General features: G+C 60.0%; 12 protein-coding genes. 7 read left to right on the top strand and 5 right to left on the bottom strand.

Translation table 11 applies throughout. The features are described 5' to 3' along the window. Positions 1 to 20: 20 nt before the first annotated feature. From ACZ25R_RS00125 to ACZ25R_RS00145, 5 genes are all read right to left on the bottom strand, one after another. Positions 21 to 1,196, bottom strand: coding sequence for a polysaccharide pyruvyl transferase family protein (locus ACZ25R_RS00125; RefSeq protein WP_223615921.1), 1,176 nt, complete (start codon positions 1,194 to 1,196; stop codon positions 21 to 23). Positions 1,197 to 1,224: 28 nt separating this feature from the next. Beyond that, a complete protein-coding gene (locus ACZ25R_RS00130; protein ID WP_472459600.1) occupies positions 1,225 to 3,912 on the bottom strand; it encodes a glycosyltransferase in 2,688 nt (895 codons plus the stop codon). After that, on the bottom strand, positions 3,902 to 5,407 hold the full coding sequence (locus ACZ25R_RS00135; protein ID WP_472459601.1) for a DUF6212 domain-containing protein: 1,506 nt from the start codon (positions 5,405 to 5,407) through the stop codon (positions 3,902 to 3,904). Before ACZ25R_RS00135 ends, ACZ25R_RS00130 begins: the two co-directional genes overlap by 11 nt. A 264-nt stretch (positions 5,408 to 5,671) precedes the next feature. Then, positions 5,672 to 6,892, bottom strand: a complete 1,221-nt coding sequence (locus ACZ25R_RS00140) for a glycosyltransferase family 4 protein (protein ID WP_346308361.1) — start codon at positions 6,890 to 6,892, stop codon at positions 5,672 to 5,674. A gap of 41 nt (positions 6,893 to 6,933) precedes the next feature. Continuing rightward, entirely contained in the window at positions 6,934 to 7,503 is a 570-nt protein-coding gene (locus tag ACZ25R_RS00145) for a MarR family transcriptional regulator (protein WP_223615929.1), read from the bottom strand. A gap of 200 nt (positions 7,504 to 7,703) precedes the next feature. On the opposite strand from ACZ25R_RS00145, the gene ACZ25R_RS00150 reads away from it, so the two are divergent. The 7 genes from ACZ25R_RS00150 to ACZ25R_RS00180 all read left to right on the top strand — a co-directional run bounded on the left by ACZ25R_RS00150 (position 7,704) and on the right by ACZ25R_RS00180 (position 17,139). Continuing rightward, entirely contained in the window at positions 7,704 to 9,473 is a 1,770-nt protein-coding gene (locus ACZ25R_RS00150) for a type I secretion system permease/ATPase (RefSeq protein WP_223615917.1), read from the top strand. Further along, positions 9,470 to 10,888: an HlyD family type I secretion periplasmic adaptor subunit gene (locus ACZ25R_RS00155; RefSeq protein WP_464664323.1), complete on the top strand. Its 1,419-nt coding sequence runs from the start codon at positions 9,470 to 9,472 to the stop codon at positions 10,886 to 10,888. The genes ACZ25R_RS00150 and ACZ25R_RS00155 overlap by 4 nt, the downstream gene beginning before the upstream one ends. A gap of 291 nt (positions 10,889 to 11,179) precedes the next feature. After that, positions 11,180 to 11,893, top strand: coding sequence for a calcium-binding protein (locus ACZ25R_RS00160; RefSeq protein WP_464664321.1), 714 nt, complete (start codon positions 11,180 to 11,182; stop codon positions 11,891 to 11,893). Positions 11,894 to 11,969: 76 nt separating this feature from the next. Then, positions 11,970 to 14,231, top strand: a complete 2,262-nt coding sequence (locus ACZ25R_RS00165) for a glycosyltransferase family 2 protein (RefSeq protein WP_472459794.1) — start codon at positions 11,970 to 11,972, stop codon at positions 14,229 to 14,231. After that, a complete protein-coding gene (locus ACZ25R_RS00170) occupies positions 14,228 to 15,070 on the top strand; it encodes a class I SAM-dependent methyltransferase (protein WP_472459602.1) in 843 nt (280 codons plus the stop codon). The genes ACZ25R_RS00165 and ACZ25R_RS00170 overlap by 4 nt, the downstream gene beginning before the upstream one ends. Next, a complete protein-coding gene (locus tag ACZ25R_RS00175; RefSeq protein WP_472459795.1) occupies positions 15,067 to 16,329 on the top strand; it encodes a glycosyltransferase family 4 protein in 1,263 nt (420 codons plus the stop codon). Before ACZ25R_RS00170 ends, ACZ25R_RS00175 begins: the two co-directional genes overlap by 4 nt. A 21-nt stretch (positions 16,330 to 16,350) precedes the next feature. Then, positions 16,351 to 17,139, top strand: coding sequence for a hypothetical protein (locus ACZ25R_RS00180; protein ID WP_464664317.1), 789 nt, complete (start codon positions 16,351 to 16,353; stop codon positions 17,137 to 17,139). The last annotated feature ends 10 nt before the right edge of the window (positions 17,140 to 17,149 follow it).

Consider the following 17,149-nt stretch of genomic DNA (forward strand, 5'->3'; position numbering starts at 1 on the left):
CGGAGCACCGGATATGGGAGTTATCCGATGCCGATCTCGGTCAGGACCGAGCGGAAGCTGCGTTCACGGTCAGAGTATTTTTCGATGACCTGCGGGATGTTCATCTGCGCCAGATGGTCGGAGATGAAAGCCGAGCGGTCATTTGCAGAATTGAGGTCGTTGGCCTCGACTTTCGGCAATCCGGAAAAGTTCAGCATTTCGCGCATGCGGTCATCGACGGCCACGATCAGGCTTGGCACGCCGGACTGGAGCGCAATGATGTTGCCGTGAAAGCGCCGGCCGAAGGAGAAGTCCATCGAGGACGTCCAGGCGCGCCACTGGTTGGTGTCGAAAAATGTGTGAACCTTGATCTTCTTCTTCAGTTCGCCGGAGCCCTTGAACGTCAGGTCGCCGATCATCTCGCCCGAGGTTGAATCGTAGACGCGGCCATCCTCGTTGGGCTCGACCTGCATGTCGAAATGCAGGGGCTCGTCCTGGATGACATAGGCCGACCGGCCGTCATCGGACGACAGCGCGTTCATGTCGCCGATCGTATCCAGCGCGGCACCCATATAGCCGGTGAACACGGTCCGCCCCTCGCCCACCTTGACATCAGGCAGACGGCGAATGGCCTTGCGCACATTGGCGGGCATGAAATACATCGACGGGCAGCCGACGGGCCGCACGAACGAGAACCCCTGATCCTTGAGATAGGAGGCGGTTTCATCGCCGCGGGTAAGGAAATAGTGTTCCTTTTCCTTCAGCACCTGCAGCAGGCGCTGGGTGCCTTCGGGCAAGGACTCCTCAAGATCGGGGCGGTTCTGGATGCCGATGCCCAGCATGACCACGGGCATGTCGAGCTTGGACAAGACCTGCGCTTCCGCATCGGCCGACAGGCTTTTGCGCAGGAGATTGGCGCAGGTGAACACGCAGATATCGAACTGCTTGTTGATGGAATCGAGACCGGTGCCATTGTTGACGGCATTGTAGAGATGCCAGAACGGAATATGGGTGGCATCCGGGGACAATGCGCGCAAGGCGCCCTCCCCGATCAGGTAATTGCCTGTGTTGCTGATGTTCTTGAGTTCGCGCAGGTAAGCATCCTTGCTTTCCGGCTGCGGCTGTTTCTCCGAGTAAAAGACCCGGGCGTCTTCAGCGCGCTGGATAAGGCGTGTCAGGTGGCCTGGGATGCCTGTAAGGAGAATTCTGGGGCTCATGGGGGTCACAAAACCTTTCTGGTGATCGTCACGCGACAGCACGGCCGGAAAGCACGGCGGTGGCATCGAATTCTGGGATGATTTCCGGCGCATCCGCATTCCGTTCGAGAGGAAGGGCCGGTTCGATGGTGTTGCTCCAGTGAATGAAGCTGGCAAAGGATGAGGTCCAGGAGCGCTCGGCAGCCGTGGCAAGTGCGCCTTCCGCCGTGCGGGCCAGCGCCGTGCGGTCCTGGGCGAGAATGGTCAGCAGCCGGGCGATATCCGATACGATCTGCGCATCATTGCCATTCTTGATCAGGATGCCGTCCTGGCCGTGGATGATCAGCTCATCGACCGCACCGACGGCAGTCGCCACCGGGACGCAACCAAGCTGCTGCGCTTCGGCAATCATCAGGGGCGCGCCTTCCCAGCGCGACGGCATCAGCAGCACGTCGGCCCAGGCGAGTTGGGCGGCGATGTCCTTGCCGCTGAAAACCGGCGGCGAAACGCGGACACCGGCGTCCTTGAGGCGCGCCATCCATGAAGAACTCGGATCGTCGGAGAGAATCTCGCCGCCAATGGCCTGGGCTTCGAAGGCGATGCCGCGTTCGCGCAGTTTGATGATGGCATCGTGCAAGCGGTCAATGCCCTTCTGGCGGTCCAGCCGACCCATGTAGAGGATGCGCAGCGGTTCGGCCGGCTGCGGCGTCTTGCGGGCACCGGTGACCTGGGCGCGCAGCTTTGCATCAATGGAAAAGCTGGCGGCGTTCGGGACGGCGAAGATTTTCTCGAATGGCACGCCAAAGCTGTGCAGGTAGGTTTTCAGCTGCTCGGAACAGGTGAGAAACGCGTCATAGGCATGTTCGAATGCAATGGCGGCATAGGGCTGCCCGGCGCGGCGGCGGAAGACAGTTTCATCCACCACGTGGAGATAGCAGGCCGTGCGCGTGCCTTCCGAGCGGAGTTTGCCCATCAGCGGATGGGCGGCCATCACATGGTTGTTGACGATCAGGTCGAAGCCGGAGAGCTGGCCGCGCAGCGCTTCCCAGTCGAGAGGATGATCTTCGGTGATGAAATCCTGCCCGAGGAAACGGTTGGTGTCACCCCAGGCCGGTATGCCGTCCTTCCAGAAATGGATGTAGTCGAAGGCCTGGTCGAACTCGTCGAGCACGTCCATGCGGCTTGAACCGAGTACGAACAGATGGGTTTCAAACCCCTCCTGTTTCAATTCGCGGCCGGCGGCATAGGCGACCTTCTCGGCGCCGCCGAACGAGGCATTGGGAACCAGCACTGCCGCGGTCTTTTTTCCGGCGGTATTATGGGCGAGCGGCAGCACCGGCGATCCGCCGAGTTCCTTCCTCAAGACCTGATACATGTCCGACAGGGCCGGCAGGCGGCGCGGACGCCACGTCCAGCGTGTGGATGCCGTCTGCTTGAGCGGGCTGGTTGCAATGGCTGTTACAAGGTTGAGCAATGCCTGCTCCGGCCGTGCCAGCGAGCGGCGCTGCCGTGCCTTGGGGAACGGAAAGCGGATTTTCAGGCGCGATGATGTCGGCCACAGCTGCTGGCTGCCGATGGACGAAAACCAGTCGAGCGCGTCATTGTCGATGACGTTCTGGATAAGCTTGGTCGAAACGAAGATCAGGTCGGCCGGGCCCTGATGCGTGCCGGAGGGCATGATCTCGGATTCGATGCGCCGCTCCGAATCCACATTGCCGAACTCGACGAAGACGATGTTGGATTTTTCCGCCAGACGCTCGAGATGGCAGAGGATGTTCGGAAACAGCCGCGAGCGGTTCAACAGCTTCAAGGTTTCGTTGCTGCATGCGGCGACAAAGGGCGGGAAATGGAAATTGTCGGGTTCGCCGACGCTGCCCCAATAGGCGCGGATCGCGTCGTCAAAGCCGATCTCACCGGGTGTGCGTGTGGGGTCGGTGAAGGTGCTGAGCGTCCCCTCGCCTGTCCGGATCAGCGCGTAGCGGGGACATTCCTCGTGTTCGAAACCGACCAGGGTCGGTCGGCGGAACAGGGCCTTGTGCCGTTTGCGCAGGAAGTTGATCGATGACGACCGGTCGCGGTTGGCTTCCTTGAAGCGGCTTTCCGCACGCAGACGGTATTCGAAGCCGGTGTCATGGCACGGCTGCCCGGTAAAGCCGGCCTCGATCGCCGACAACCAGAATTCCCAGTCCTCGAAGCCATTCTGGCGGTCGTCATCGAAGCGCACGCCGCTGTTGAAGACGTCGATCGAAATCATCGATCCCGTGTCGCAGATATTGTCCGTGATGCAGTGGATCAGCCGCGAATAGCTGTCGCCGTAATGGGCGCGCCAGTTCACCGAGAATGTATCGATATTCGTGTAAATCCACCCTGTCTTGCTGGAGGAAAGACGGCGGTAAAGTGTATCCACAGTATAGGGTTGAACGCGATTGTCAGCATCCAGAAAATATACTGCCTTTGCTTCGGGTAATTCTTCCAGAATGTATTCAATCGCCCGATTGCGCGCGCCGCCCGGCCCGGCATTCGCGCCGAAGATCACGTGTATTGACGGATGGGCTGCCGCATAGAGCGCCAACTGATCGAACACTTCATGGCGCGGGTCGCCGTCGACGGAGACAACGATGGCGACGCGGAATTTCGTTATCGATGCGAGTGCCGATTCAAGCGCTTCGGGAACGAGGGCCGCATGGCCGTAAAGCGGCATGGCGATGGCGATCAGGTCCTGCGATTTATCGGGCATTGGCCATCTCCTGGGCCGGGCGCGCCTCGATATGCTTGACAAGCCTGAAGTTGAACACCTTGAGCCAGGAGAAATCGACCGAACCGGTGGTCGCCTTGCTGAGAATGACAAGATCCATGGCGCGGGTGGTCGCCGCGTCCAGCATGAAATTGATGTCCACGGGCTGTGCCGCGGTGATGTCGGTCCAGCCGCTGAACAGCGCAGTCGGCCGCTTTTCCGTGGCGCGGCCCAATGCACCGATCTCGCCCTTGATATCCGCCGACAGGTTTGTCAGCAGGAAGCCGACCGCGCCGGGCTGGCCTTCGGGATGATCGATGATCGCGCGTGCCGAGATGCGAACTGTTCCCGGCGATATGACGCGGCGGATCGCACCGGCCGTTATGCCCTCGTTCAGGGGATGGCAGACAATGGCGTCTTCGTGTTCCAGAAAGCGCACCGTTGGGAAATCGGGCGTGACGGTATTGACGGAAACATTGACGACGCTGCGCAGCATTTCCACCGGCAGCCGGTAATCTTCGACGCGCCGCCCGGCGATCAGCGATGTCGGCACGAAGACGTTGCTGAGGGAGGTCGGGCGCACCCCGGGCAGACCGGTAAAGACGCGGAAAGCCAATGGGCGCATGTCGAGATCGGCATGCGGTATGCGTGCCCTGGCCGCATAGCGTTCATTGGTGATGGCGTTGCCGAGGGAAAGCTCCGGCGGCACGCCGCCGGTTGCGGAGACCCGCAGCCGCAGCGTGCGATGGCCGCCGTCGCAGGCCTTGGGCAGGGAGAAGAAATTCCAGTCCGCAGCTACGCTGGCATAGGGAACCAGCCATTCCGCGATGCCTTCGCCATTCTCAACGTAATCGAGCGTGACAATCAGCTGTCCGGACCGACCCGTGGGCAGGCCGCGAAAATGCAGGGCAAAGCCGGAGACCGCATAGCTCGATACCGGGAAAAGCTGTTCGATTTCCGATTCCCGCAGAAGGTTGGCAAAGCCTTCATCCTTCGGGTCGATGCATGGCGTGTGGCCGAAAATCTCGGTGACGGAATCCCAGTTCCTGGCGTGGAAGGCATTTTCGATGGCGCGGTAGTTCTCGAAGAGCGTCTCCCGTTCGCGCCGCAGCATGACAAGCTCGCCGTGTACCTTGGTCACGTGGCTGGTGAGGCGGTCCAGCCCGCATTCAAGCACCTGCGCAACAAGCGCGGCCTGTGTGGCAACCGTCGATGCATCCAGCCGGACAATCGGCACTTCGGGAACGGTCCTGAACCGGTAGATGCGCTTCAATGCGTTCTGCAGCTCCGCCGCGCCGGTATCCGAAACGGCCACGCCGATCAGCGGAAAGGCATTCAGCAGCCGGAGCTGATCCGCGTCCGGTTCCACGAAGACGATGAAATCGGCCAGGGGCGAAGCTTCGAGCAGCGCCTGATCATGGCTGGAAGCGATGGCGTAGCGGCTTCGGCGAGGTTGTCGATGAACGGCTGCGGGCAGTGATGTGTTCAAAATAGACATCCCGTATCTTTGGCAGTGTAGTTGGTCGATTGTGCAGATGCGAACTGCGTCTCCCGTTAAGAGAAAATATCAACCGAGTAATGTCAACAGAATATCTTCGCGGTCTATAGTAAAATGTAATACAGATATAAGTTGTAATTGTTTCAAAAATCGAAATATTTTATTTATACTTTCAATCGCGCGGCAAAACCCCAGCATTTCCTGCAGGTTCTGCGGGTGCGCGCTCACGGCGTGGGTGGTATTGGAGGGTGAAGACAGCGCCGTTCAGGCAGCTCGCAAGACCGCGTCGATCAGAGATTTTTGCCGCGCAAGACAATCGGTCAGCCGGAAACGGTGCTCGATCGTGCGGCGTGCTGCCGCACGCAGCGGCATGAAATCGTTCGGCCCGGCAAGCACGCGCAAAATGGTGTCGGCGAGCGCGTCCGTATCATAGAAGGGAACAAGCAGGCCATTCTGGCCCGACCGGATGATTTCCTGAACGGGCCTGGTATCCGAACCGATCACCAGCGCGCCGCATGCCATAGCCTCGATAACGGACCAGGACAGAACGAAGGGGTAGGTCAGGTAGATATGCGCCGTCGATATCTGATAGAGCTGGCGCAGGAGATCGTGCGAAATCGCACCCGGAAACAGGATCCTGTCGGGCGGCAAATCATACTTGGAAAGCAGTGCGTCTTTCCACGAGCCGCCACCGGGCGGCGGCGTGCCATAGCTCACCCCGTCGCCGCCGACAAAGACGAACAGGGCGTCGGCATTTTTCCGGATGACCTTTGCCGCCGCTTCGAGTGCCTGCGGGAAGCCGCGATAGGGCTCGAGGTCGCGGGCAACAAAGGTGATTACAGGCGGATCGCCCGCCCTGAGAATGCGGCCATCGGGCAATTTCAGCGCTGCGTGCGCGTCGGGGCGGAAAATCCGGGTGTCGACGCCTTCGTGGCAGACGGCAATGCGTTTCTGTGCGGCGGCCGGATACAGGCTCTTCTGCCAGAACGTCGGGCTGATGCCGCCGTTCATTGCCTCAAGGGAAATCAGCTGCGCAATGTTGCGCAGCCTTAATCTTTTGCGGGTTTCGGCATCCGGATTGTCATCCGGCGCAAATCCGACATCGGCGCCTTCGGCCCGATAGAAGAATTCGCAATAGCCGAGGGCCGGAACTTGCGGCAGGACATCCTTGACGAACATCATGCTGCCCCAGCCGATATGACCGATGACAATGTCGGGGCGTTCGCCCTGGCGCGTCATGGAATCGAGTGTTTCGGCAACGCGGTGCCCGATCCGCACGTGGTGATCGGGAATGCCGAGATACCTGGCCATCTGGCTGTCCGCCCGAGGGCCAGGTTCCATTCTGTGTCTGATCACGCGGACCGATGGGAGGCGCCGGTCCACTGTTTCACAGATAAGGCTGACATCATGCCCGCTTGCCGCAAGATGTTCGGCCAGGGCAGCAAATTGACCCAGGCCGCGCCTGTGAACGAAAGCCACATGCATGTCAGTCCTTTCCAGACATCAGAACACGAATTGACAGGGGCTCAGATGCCGTAACGTGCGGCATTGCCCCAAACCAGTTCGAGTCTGTGCAATGTCTGGAATGCGATTTCCAGATTGCGAAGATCGTCATCATCCCGGGCGAGTACGCGGTTGTAAGCTCCGCCTGCATTGCGCAGATTGGCGCAAAGCTGTTCGCCCTTGTCGGTCAAGCGGATCCTTGCGGACCGCTTGTCGCGCTGGGAGGCAACCCTGTCGATGTATCCCCCATCGGCGAGCTGCTTCAGATAGTAGGAGATATTGGAGCCGATATAGTGACCCCGGTCCAAGAGCTCCCCAACAGAAAGTTCGACGTCGCCAATCGCCAGGAGAACCATCGCCTGGGCTGGGCCAACGTCTTCGATCCCCAACTTCGTCAGTTCAGTCCTCAGCAGACTGGCGAACCGACGATTTACTCTCTCAATCATTCTGGCCAGCTCGAAGTGTGTCACCACAACGGTGTGAACTGGATGTCTATGTCCCTGTTTTTCCGCTGTAATTTCAGGAAAATCGGCGGCATCATAACCGTCAATAGATGTTTCGACTTCCACTCCTTCGTGTAGAAGTTTTTGTATCATCTTTGTCTCCATCATCAATTTTACTTCAAAATTTGAAGTAAGTTACAAGTATATTCCAAGGTCTCCTTTGCTTTTTTCCCCACCATATGAACTTTTTTCTGTCACATTCTGCACGGTATTACTTTACTAGTCTAAAGCTATAGACCAAGTTCAATCGGGCTAACGGGCAGCTGTGTCATTTCCAAGGCAGATTACACATGAGTGATACTCGTCAAAACAATGCAAATGGCAAGAGCAATGTTGGAAAAAATGCGACGACGCATACGGTTCCGGCACCTCGGACCCTCATTCTGCGCGCACGCCGGGTGTTCTTGTCGGGCCTCCTTTATGCCGTTCTGCTGAGTGCCTGCATCAACCTTCTGCAGCTCACCGTACCGCTGTATATGCTGCAGGTGCATGACAGGGTTTTGAACAGCCGGAGCACGGACACGCTGGTCATGCTGAGCATCCTGGCGGCAGGCGCCCTGATCGTTTTCGGTATTCTCGAATTCATCCGGGCCATGTCGTTCCAGGCCATGGGCAGCGCGCTTGTGCGCCGGCTCAATCTGCCGATTCTGACCGCTGCAGTTCAGGCGTCGGTCGATCAGGGGCTGCCCAAAGCCACGCAGGCACTGCGGGATCTGACGGAGCTGCGGACATTCCTCACCTCGTCAGCGGTCAGTGCGCCGCTTGATGCTGCCTGGTCCCCCATCTTCCTGACCGTGCTTTTTCTTCTCCACCCGGTTTTCGGCATTATCGGCGTTGTCTCGGTCATCGTGCTCGTCGCCTGCGGTGTCATCACGGACATTTTGACGCGAAGCCTGGTGAAGGACGCGAATCAGGCGAACATCGAAGCCGTCTCGAAAATCGGCAGCACGTTGCGCCATGCGGAAGTGATCGAGGCCATGGGCATGCTGCCGGCATTGGCCCGGCGCTGGCGTACGGCGCAGATGAGCGCTCTGGATTTGATGGATGCAGGCGGCGCGCGCAGCCGGGCCATGGGGACCATCGCCCGCACCTTGCGGTTCATGATCCAGATTGGCGCCCTGGGCGCCGGTACGCTTCTGGCGATGCAGCAGGAAATCACGGCCGGTGCGATGATTGCCACGACGATCATCGTCGGCCGCCTTCTCGCGCCGTTCGACCATGTGGTGGAGACGTGGCGCCAATGGGTGAACGCCATCGGAAACTGGCAGCGGATCCAGGCCCTGCTTGCGCAAAACCTCGCCGTCCGCCAGACGATGCCGACGCCGCGGCCCCATGGCGATCTGATCATCGACAAGCTTGTCTACGCGGCGCCGGGCGTCGAAATGCCGATCATCAAGGGCATTTCGTTTTCCCTTTCGCCGGGCGAAGTGCTTGGTATTGTCGGGCCGTCCGCGGCGGGTAAATCGACGCTGGCCCGGCTGATGATCGGTATCGTCAAGCCAACCTCGGGCGGTGTCTTTCTCGACGGCAACAACGTCTATCTGTGGGAGCGCAGCTCGTTTGGTGAAATCGCCGGCTACCTGCCCCAGTCGGTGGCGCTGCTTGACGGTACCATCAAGGACAACATCGCCCGGATGGGTGAAAGCGACCCGCATCGCGTTCTGGAGGCCGCACGCCTTGCCGATGTGCATGAGATGGTCGGCCGCCTGCCGCTGGGCTACGACACGCCGGTCGGCGACGGGCGCCTGACGCTGTCCGGCGGCCAGCGCCAGCGGATCGGCCTCGCACGCTGCCTCTACAACCGCCCGCGCCTGATCGTGCTGGACGAGCCGAATGCCAATCTCGACGCCGTCGGCGAAAGAGCCCTGATGCGCGCCATCGAACAGGCGCGCGATGACGGCGCCATCGTCGTCATGATCGCGCATCGCCCGACCATCATGCAGGTGGCGGACAAGCTGCTCGTGCTGGAAAACGGCCGAATCACCCAGTTTGGCCCGCGCACCGACGTCGTGGCCTCCATCACACCCACGGGTCCCAAAATGGGAGCGACAGGATCATGACCGGCAAATCGATTGTTCCCAAACGTTTCACCCAATTGCTGGCGCCGCGCGCCGAGTCGGGCGGGAAGCAGGCATTGACCAAATTTGGAATCGTGCGCCCGGAATGGGTCATCGATCTTGAGAATGAGGATGCGAAGTCGCCGCTGCGCCGGCTCATCATTGCCGGAATCATGACGATCGTCATCGCGTTCGGCGGCTTCTTCGGCTGGGCCTATTCGGCCGAGCTCGGCAGCGCCGCCGTTGCCCTGGGAACGGTCATCGTCGATTCGAAACGCAAGACGATCAGCCATCTGGAGGGGGGCATCCTCGACCGCCTGCTTGTGCAGGAGGGCGACGAGGTCAAGGTCGGACAACCGCTGATCCGGCTGGACGATACGAAATCCCGGGCGGAACTGCAGTCGCTGCAGTCCCGCCGCACGGGGCTGATCGCCAAACTTGCACGGTTGCGTGCGGAACAGGCGGGTGCAGCGGAGATCACCTTCCCCGAGCATTTCGGCGGGCCTGACAACGTGGCTGCCGAGAACGCCGTCAAGGCGGAACGCATCTTCTTCCAGAAACGCTCGGCCCAGAAAATGAGCCGCACGGACGTGCAGAAGAAAACCATCGAGCAATATACCGAACAGGCAAAATCATCCGCGGCGCAGGTCGCCGCGACGGACAGGCAGATCGAGCTGATCACTGAACAGCGCAATGCCATTGCTGGGCTGGTCGCCAAGGGCTTTGCCCAGAAATCCAAGTTGACCGAGATCGATACCAAGCTGAGCGAACTGGCGGGCAATCGCGGCCAGTATGCCGGCGACAAGGCAAGGGCGGAGCAGGCGAAGGCCGGTGCAGAGTTTGGCTTGATCGGCATTGAAAGCGACCTGCAATCCGAAATTGCCGGCGAGATCACCACCAACCAGACCGATCTTGCGGATACGGAAGAGCGGATCGTCGCAGCCAAGGACGTCATGCGCCGGGTGGAAATCAGATCGCCGCAGGCGGGCGTCGTTGCCAATATTCGCCTGCGTACGCCAGGCGGCGTCGTGGCAGCCGGCGAAGCGCTGATGGACATCGTGCCTGAAAACGAACCCCTGGTGGTTGAAATGAAAATCAGTCCGCGTGACGTGGACAGCGTTTCGATGGGATCGCAGGCGCAGATTCGCCTGACCGCCTACAATCAGCGCTCGCTGACGCCGCTGGATGGCAAGATCAGCTATATCGCGGCTGACCAGATATTGGATGAAAAGACCGACACCGCCTATTTCGTTGCCCGCGCTGAAATCATGCCAAAGTCGCTGGCGGCCAATCCGTCAGTCAAACTTTATCCCGGAATGCCCGCCGAGGTCATCATCGTGCATAAGGCGCGCAAGGCGATCGACTATATCATTTCGCCAATTTCCGACAGCTTGAATCGAGCATTCAGAGAGGATTAATTGGAATAAAATCCCTTAAACAAAGGGGTTTTGGTAATATTTCAAATTTTGAAATAAAATACAATCAAACAACGTCAATTGATGAAGTATTGTATAGGTAAATATAAATTATAGTTCTTTTTCAAAATGTTGAGTAATACGCATTCGTAATAATTTGTTACTCGCGAATGCCGCATTTATACTCTTAGTCTAGGTTGCATTTCGATTTGGTGCAGCGCACAATCGTCAAAGCATCGATGGCTGGAACATTTCCAGCTGGTCGAAACTCAAAGCAGACAGAAGGAGAAGCAGATGGCCACTTTAGAAGGCGGCGCCTACGACGACGTTTTGTTTGGCTCGCGTTTTGACGATTTCATTCACGCCCATGGTGGTGATGATCTCGTCTTTGGCGGAAACGGAAACGATATAATCTTCGGCGATGAGGGCAATGACATCCTTTTCGGTGGACACGGTAACGACACCCTGTTCGGCGGTACGGGCAATGACATTCTTTTCGGCGATCAAGGCAATGACATCCTGTACGGCGGTGAAGGTGATGACATCCTTCACGGCGGCACAGGCAATGACATCCTGAGCGGCGGCGACGGAAACGATATTCTGTTCGGCGACGCTGGCAATGACATCCTGCAGGGCGGAAATGGCAATGACATTCTGTTCGGCGGTGCTGGCAACGACGTTCTTCAGGGCGGTGCCGGTAATGACTATCTCGACGGCGGTGCTGGCAACGACATCCTCTCAGGCGGTGCCGGCAACGATATCTTCCACTTCGGCGGTGGCGGCGGCAACGACGTCATCCTGGACTTTACCCCAGGTGAAGACATCCTTCAGATTTCCAAGGATATCAACGGTCTCCAGATCCATTCTCCCGAGGATCTGGCCGATCGTGTTACGCAGGTTGGCAATAATGTCGTGGTCGATCTCGGCCATGGCGACAGCGTCACCCTCGTAAACACCAGCTATGACGATGTGCAGGCACATCCTGACCAGTATTTCGTCGTACATTGATTTTTGCAAAAATTGGCGTGCCCAGCTTTCCGGCCGGGCACGTTTTTCTTTCCGCTGTGGATGAAAGGGCAACGTGTTGAACCTCGACCATTCGACGGATATTGCAGGCGATACGGAGAATATTTCCATCTCGCGCCTGTGCGGTGATGTCGCTGTCGTGATCTGGGATATTCCCGGCGCGGTGCGGGCCTCGACAAAATGCACGCTTGAAGCGCCGGAACAGCTGGTTCCCCTCGTCAGCCTCAACATTCCGCTCGAAACTGGCGGCCAGCGCATCCTTTGGGTCATGCGCACCAAGGACGAACCCGTCAGTTTGACCCTGTCTGCCGGATCGCTCGGGCCAACGGCGCAGACCATTCTGTATCCCGCCGATGAACTGGTATCCTTTGACGTCAACAGCGCTGTCGCCAATCTGTCCGCTGCCGGCCATATCAAGCTGCTCAACAATATTTTGAGCACATGGCGCAGCACGTTCCGGCTTTCGCAAAACCAGATCTTTGCCAGCGTGGCGCGTGAAGTCATGCTGGCGCTGGCACCCGAGCCGCGCCCGGCGCGCCTGTGCGGCCAACCCGTCGACGGTCAATATCTGCTGGAAACGGCGATTGATCCGGTCCTGGGCGAAATCACCACGATCTATGCAATCAGCCCAAGCGCGGTGACAATCCTGCCAACACGGCTTGTCATGGGAACCCAGTCGAAACGCGGCGGGCAGCCGTGTCACCTTCTGGTTGAATCCGTCCGTCCGCTGCCGCAGTCCTTGCATCTGGTGTTTTCCGGCCGCAACGGCGTTGCCGTGCGCAAGCTCTCCGAAGGGGACGGCCAGCCCGCCGATTTTGAAAAGTGGTGGGCGAAGCGTCATGGGGATATGGATCTGCGCGAGTTTCTCATCCGGGAAATGGCGCAGGCGACCGGGCCCGGGCTTGCCACGGCCATCGACATGCAGACGCGCGCGCCATTGACGGTGCGCCAGATTGCAAAGTCCGCAACCCATCCCGCCGCAGAAATCGATCTTGCCCTCGCGCTTCAGGGCGGGCTGCTGGTGGGCGGCTGGAGCCACGATCCCGCGGCCATGCTGGCGGGCATCGAATATCTTTCCGGCAGCAACGGCGCCTTGCCGCTACAGCCCAATTTCTACAAGTTTCCCGGCAAGACGGGGGAACGGGAAGACGGGTTCGGCGCGGATGTGACCGGTTTTGCCGCCTGGCTTCCCCAGAGCAAGAACCTTGGGCCGCTGCTGCAGCCGCGTTTCCAGATGCGGCTGGCTTCCGGCGCGACGGCCGCGCTGGTGCCGCCGCTGCAGCCATTCGAAGCGTCGGCCCAGCGCAACCGCATTCTGCGGGCGGTGCCGCCGCAGCACGCGCGCGATCAGGTCTTCGAGAATATTCTCGCCCCTGCCCTGCAGGAGGTCGAGCACAAGCTCGGCAAGACGGTGAAGGTGGCTGACACCAAGGAATACGGCGTCCTGCCGGATGCGCCTGCCGTGTCGATCGTCATTCCGCTCTATCGCAACCTGGATTTCCTGCGCTTCCAGTTTTCGGCGATGGCCACCGATCCGTGGCTCGTTGCCAATGCGGAGCTGATCTTCGTTCTGGATTCCCCCGAAATCCAGGATGATACCGAGCACATGCTGGGCGGGCTGCATATCCTGCACGGCCTGCCTTTCCGGCTGGTGACGATGAACCGCAACAGCGGCTATGCCCGTGCCTGCAACGCCGGAGCGGGTTTCGCCAACGGGACCATGCTGGTCATGCTGAATTCCGATGTGGTGCCCTGTGCCAATGGCTGGCTCCAGGCCCTGACGCAGCCGCTGCTCGACCAGAAGAAACTGGGCGCCATCGGACCGCGCCTGTTGTTCGAGGATGGTTCGCTGCAGCACGCCGGGCTTTATTTCGCCCGCGACCAGAAAGGCATCTGGCTCAACCATCATTTCTACAAGGGCATGCCGGGCGCCTATGCGCCGGCGCGGGTTTCCCGCACCGTGCCGGGCGTGACCGGGGCCTGCCTGGTGACACGCAAGGACATCTACGATCTCGTCGGCGGTTTCACCGAGGACTATATCATCGGGGACTACGAGGACAGCGATCTGTGCCTGAAAATTCGCCAGATCGGCTTCCACATCGCCTACGCGCCTGATGTGTCCCTCTACCATTTCGAGCGGCGGTCCATCCGCCGCAGTGCCGATTACATGCGGGGGTTGGCAAGCCAGTACAATTCATGGCTGCACACCCAGCGCTGGAACGATGACATTACAGAATTGATGACGACGTACCGGGACGAAGCGGCGGAAGACACGGTTGCGCCCTTCATTGCGGCAAAGTCTGAAAGGAGCGCTGCTTGACCGACGTTATCGCACTCAAGAAAACCCAGGGCGAGCCGATAAGCCCCGTGAACGAAGAGTATGTCGACTGGCTGATGGAAGCCGTCATGCGCAACCGGTTCCTGCCCTGCCCAGATCCGGACAGCGTGTTTGTCGGCGACGGCGACTTTCAGGCGGTTGGTTCGGAGTTTCTCGGCCATTTCATCCGCAAGGGCGGATTGCGGCCGGACAGCCGCGTGCTTGATATCGGCAGCGGCATCGGCCGCATGGCGGTGCCGCTCACGCAATATATCGATCCGGCCAAGGGCAGCTATTGCGGCATCGATCCGGTGTCCGGCGGCATCAACTGGTGCCAGCAGAAGATCACCCCGGTCTATCCGAATTTCGAGTTCCGCTACATGGATATCGCCCACTCCCTGTACAATCCGAAGGGAGCGATCGACGGCCTTATGCTCCGTTTGCCCTTCGAGGACAAGCAGTTCGATTTCGTCATCATGACCTCGGTCGTCACCCATCTTCCCGATGAGGAAGTCAGCGTCTACCTGCAGGAAGTGGCGCGGGTGCTTGCGCCCGGCGGGCGCCTGTTCATGACGGCGTTCGTCGTCGACAAGACGGCTGCCGACAATCCGCTGGGCAAGCGCGACAGGCGCCTGGGTTTCCAGCGTTATGACGAGGGGCCGTGCTGGTTCGTGCCGGAACTGCCGCCCCTTGCCGCCGTCGGCTTCGACGACGGGTTTCTGGATCGCGCCCTGACGCGGGCCGGGCTGCAGGTTTTCAGCAAGTCGCTCGGGCACTGGCGCGGTGTTCCCGCCGACCATTATCAGGACCTCTTCATTGCCGGTCCCGGAGGCGACAGATAATGGCCCGTGTTCTCGTTGCGGCCCACAATCATCCGTCCCTGCATCCCGGCGGCACGGAAATCTTCGCGCACGATCTTTTCCGCGCCTATCAGCGGGCGGGATGTGAAGCGCTGTTTCTCGGTGCGACCAATCACATTCACCGGGAAGCCAGACCCGGTACGAGCTTTCAGAGCATCGGCGACAAGGGCGATGAAATCCTGCTGTGGTCCGGCCATTTCGACCGGTTCTTCATGAGTCAGGTCGACCTCTACGGCATTGTTCCCGACATTGTCGAACTGCTGCGGGATTTCAGGCCGGATGTCGTCCACCTGCATCACCTGCTGCTGCTGGGCGCGGAATTCCCGCATATCGTGCGCCAGACATTGCCGGAATGCCGGATTGTCCTGACCCTGCACGATTATTACCCCATCTGCCATCACGATGGCCTGATGGTGCGGACAAGCGGCAAGGAACTCTGCTACGGCGCCAGCCCGGACCGCTGCCACAGCTGTTTCAAGGACATCGCACTCGACAAGTTCGTCCTGCGCGAGCGTCATCTCAAATCGCTTCTGAGCGTGGTCGATGCCTTCGTCTCCCCCAGTGAATTTCTCAAGCAGCGCTATGTGGACTGGGGAATTGCCGAGGAACTGATCAACGTGATCCCCAATGGGCAGCCCGCGCGGGCGCTTGTGGCAAAGCCGGCTGCGCCGGCCCGCAGCAAGCCTGTTTTCGGCTATTTCGGCAACCTCAACCCGTGGAAGGGCACGACCGTCCTTCTGGAGGCGGCCAAGCAGCTCATCGCGGAAGGCTTTGATTTCGAGCTGCGTGTCCATGGTGCGGCGCCGTTCCAGAGTGAAACCTTTGTCGCCGATATCGACAGGCTCTTTGCCGAAACCGCGCCCTTTGTGCAACGGCGCGGCGCCTATCGGCGTGAGGATATCGGCAATCTCATTGCGGCGGTCGATTGCGCGATCATGCCGTCAATCTGGTGGGAGAATGCGCCGCTGGTGATTCAGGAGGCGCAGGGCCAGGATTGCCCTGTCATCACCAGCAATATTGGCGGTATGGCCGAAATGATCGAGAACGGCGTCAATGGCCTGACCGTCCCCCCGAACGATCCGCTGGCACTGGCAGCTGCCATGCGGCGCATCGCCGAAGATGCCGATCTGCGCGCGCATCTTTCCCTTGGGGCACGCCACCCCGATACCATCGACACGACAGCCGGACGGTATCTTGATCTGATCGAGACGCTGCGGCCCGAACGTGTCGAGGCTGCCTGATCAATCAGAAAGGACTCTCCCATGTCCATAGTGACCAAAGTACCGACGCAGGCCTCTGTGAAGCCGACCGCCATCCCGGAACAGGATAACGCACGACCCGCCAAGCCCGAGCCGGTGCGCGGCGAGCCCCTGAAGGGCCGCGTGGATGCCGTCGATGCCGGTCGGCTGTATGGCTGGGCTTTCGATCCGCAGGCGCCGGGCGCACGGTTGATCATTCGCGTCCTGCTGGACGGCAAGCCGATTGCCGAGGCGGTGGCCGACAAGGAACGTCCTGACCTGAAGCGCAACGGCGTTGGCGATGGTATTCATGCCTTTGACGTGATGCTGCCGCAGTTTGCATCGGCGCGCGCCGGTGAACTGGTCGTTATCGCCATCAGCGGCGCAGGTGTCGAGCAGGCCCTGCGCGTGCCGAAGCCGGATGAGCAGGCGGCCGAAGCGCTGATCGCCGCACCGATGACCCGCATTCTCGACAAGCTCGACATGCTCATGGCCGCCCAGCGGCAGCTGCAGGTCAGCCAGCGTTCGCTGCAGCGGCCCGCCGCCACCATCGACGGCACAGGCGGGGCAACGCCGGGCGATCTTGGCGAGGTCAGCGGCGCGATCGAAGGGCTGCGCGGCGACCTCAATCAGCGCATGACGGAACTCGACGTGCATCTGATGCGGATGGACGGTGTCGTGGCAGGGCTGGAGAAGCGCCTGGAGCTTTTGCACAAGCGCGCCGGCGGCGATGCCAGACCGCTGTTTCTGCTGTTGTTTGTTCTGGTGGGGTTTGCCGCGGGCGCGCTCATGACCGTCGGGGTTCTCCGTTGAGGGTGGCATA

The organism is Phyllobacterium sp. RCAM01083, from assembly GCF_055685835.1.

Excerpts from the sequence above, each read along its gene's own strand:
- ACZ25R_RS00125 (WP_223615921.1), bottom strand. The coding sequence starts at position 1,196 with ATGAGCCCCAGAATTCTCCTTACAGGCATCCCAGGCCACCTGACACGC.
- ACZ25R_RS00130 (WP_472459600.1), bottom strand. The coding sequence starts at position 3,912 with ATGCCCGATAAATCGCAGGACCTGATCGCCATCGCCATGCCGCTTTAC.
- ACZ25R_RS00135 (WP_472459601.1), bottom strand. The coding sequence starts at position 5,407 with ATGTCTATTTTGAACACATCACTGCCCGCAGCCGTTCATCGACAACCT.
- ACZ25R_RS00140 (WP_346308361.1), bottom strand. The coding sequence starts at position 6,892 with ATGCATGTGGCTTTCGTTCACAGGCGCGGCCTGGGTCAATTTGCTGCC.
- ACZ25R_RS00150 (WP_223615917.1), top strand. The coding sequence starts at position 7,704 with ATGAGTGATACTCGTCAAAACAATGCAAATGGCAAGAGCAATGTTGGA.
- ACZ25R_RS00155 (WP_464664323.1), top strand. The coding sequence starts at position 9,470 with ATGACCGGCAAATCGATTGTTCCCAAACGTTTCACCCAATTGCTGGCG.
- ACZ25R_RS00160 (WP_464664321.1), top strand. The coding sequence starts at position 11,180 with ATGGCCACTTTAGAAGGCGGCGCCTACGACGACGTTTTGTTTGGCTCG.
- ACZ25R_RS00180 (WP_464664317.1), top strand. The coding sequence starts at position 16,351 with ATGTCCATAGTGACCAAAGTACCGACGCAGGCCTCTGTGAAGCCGACC.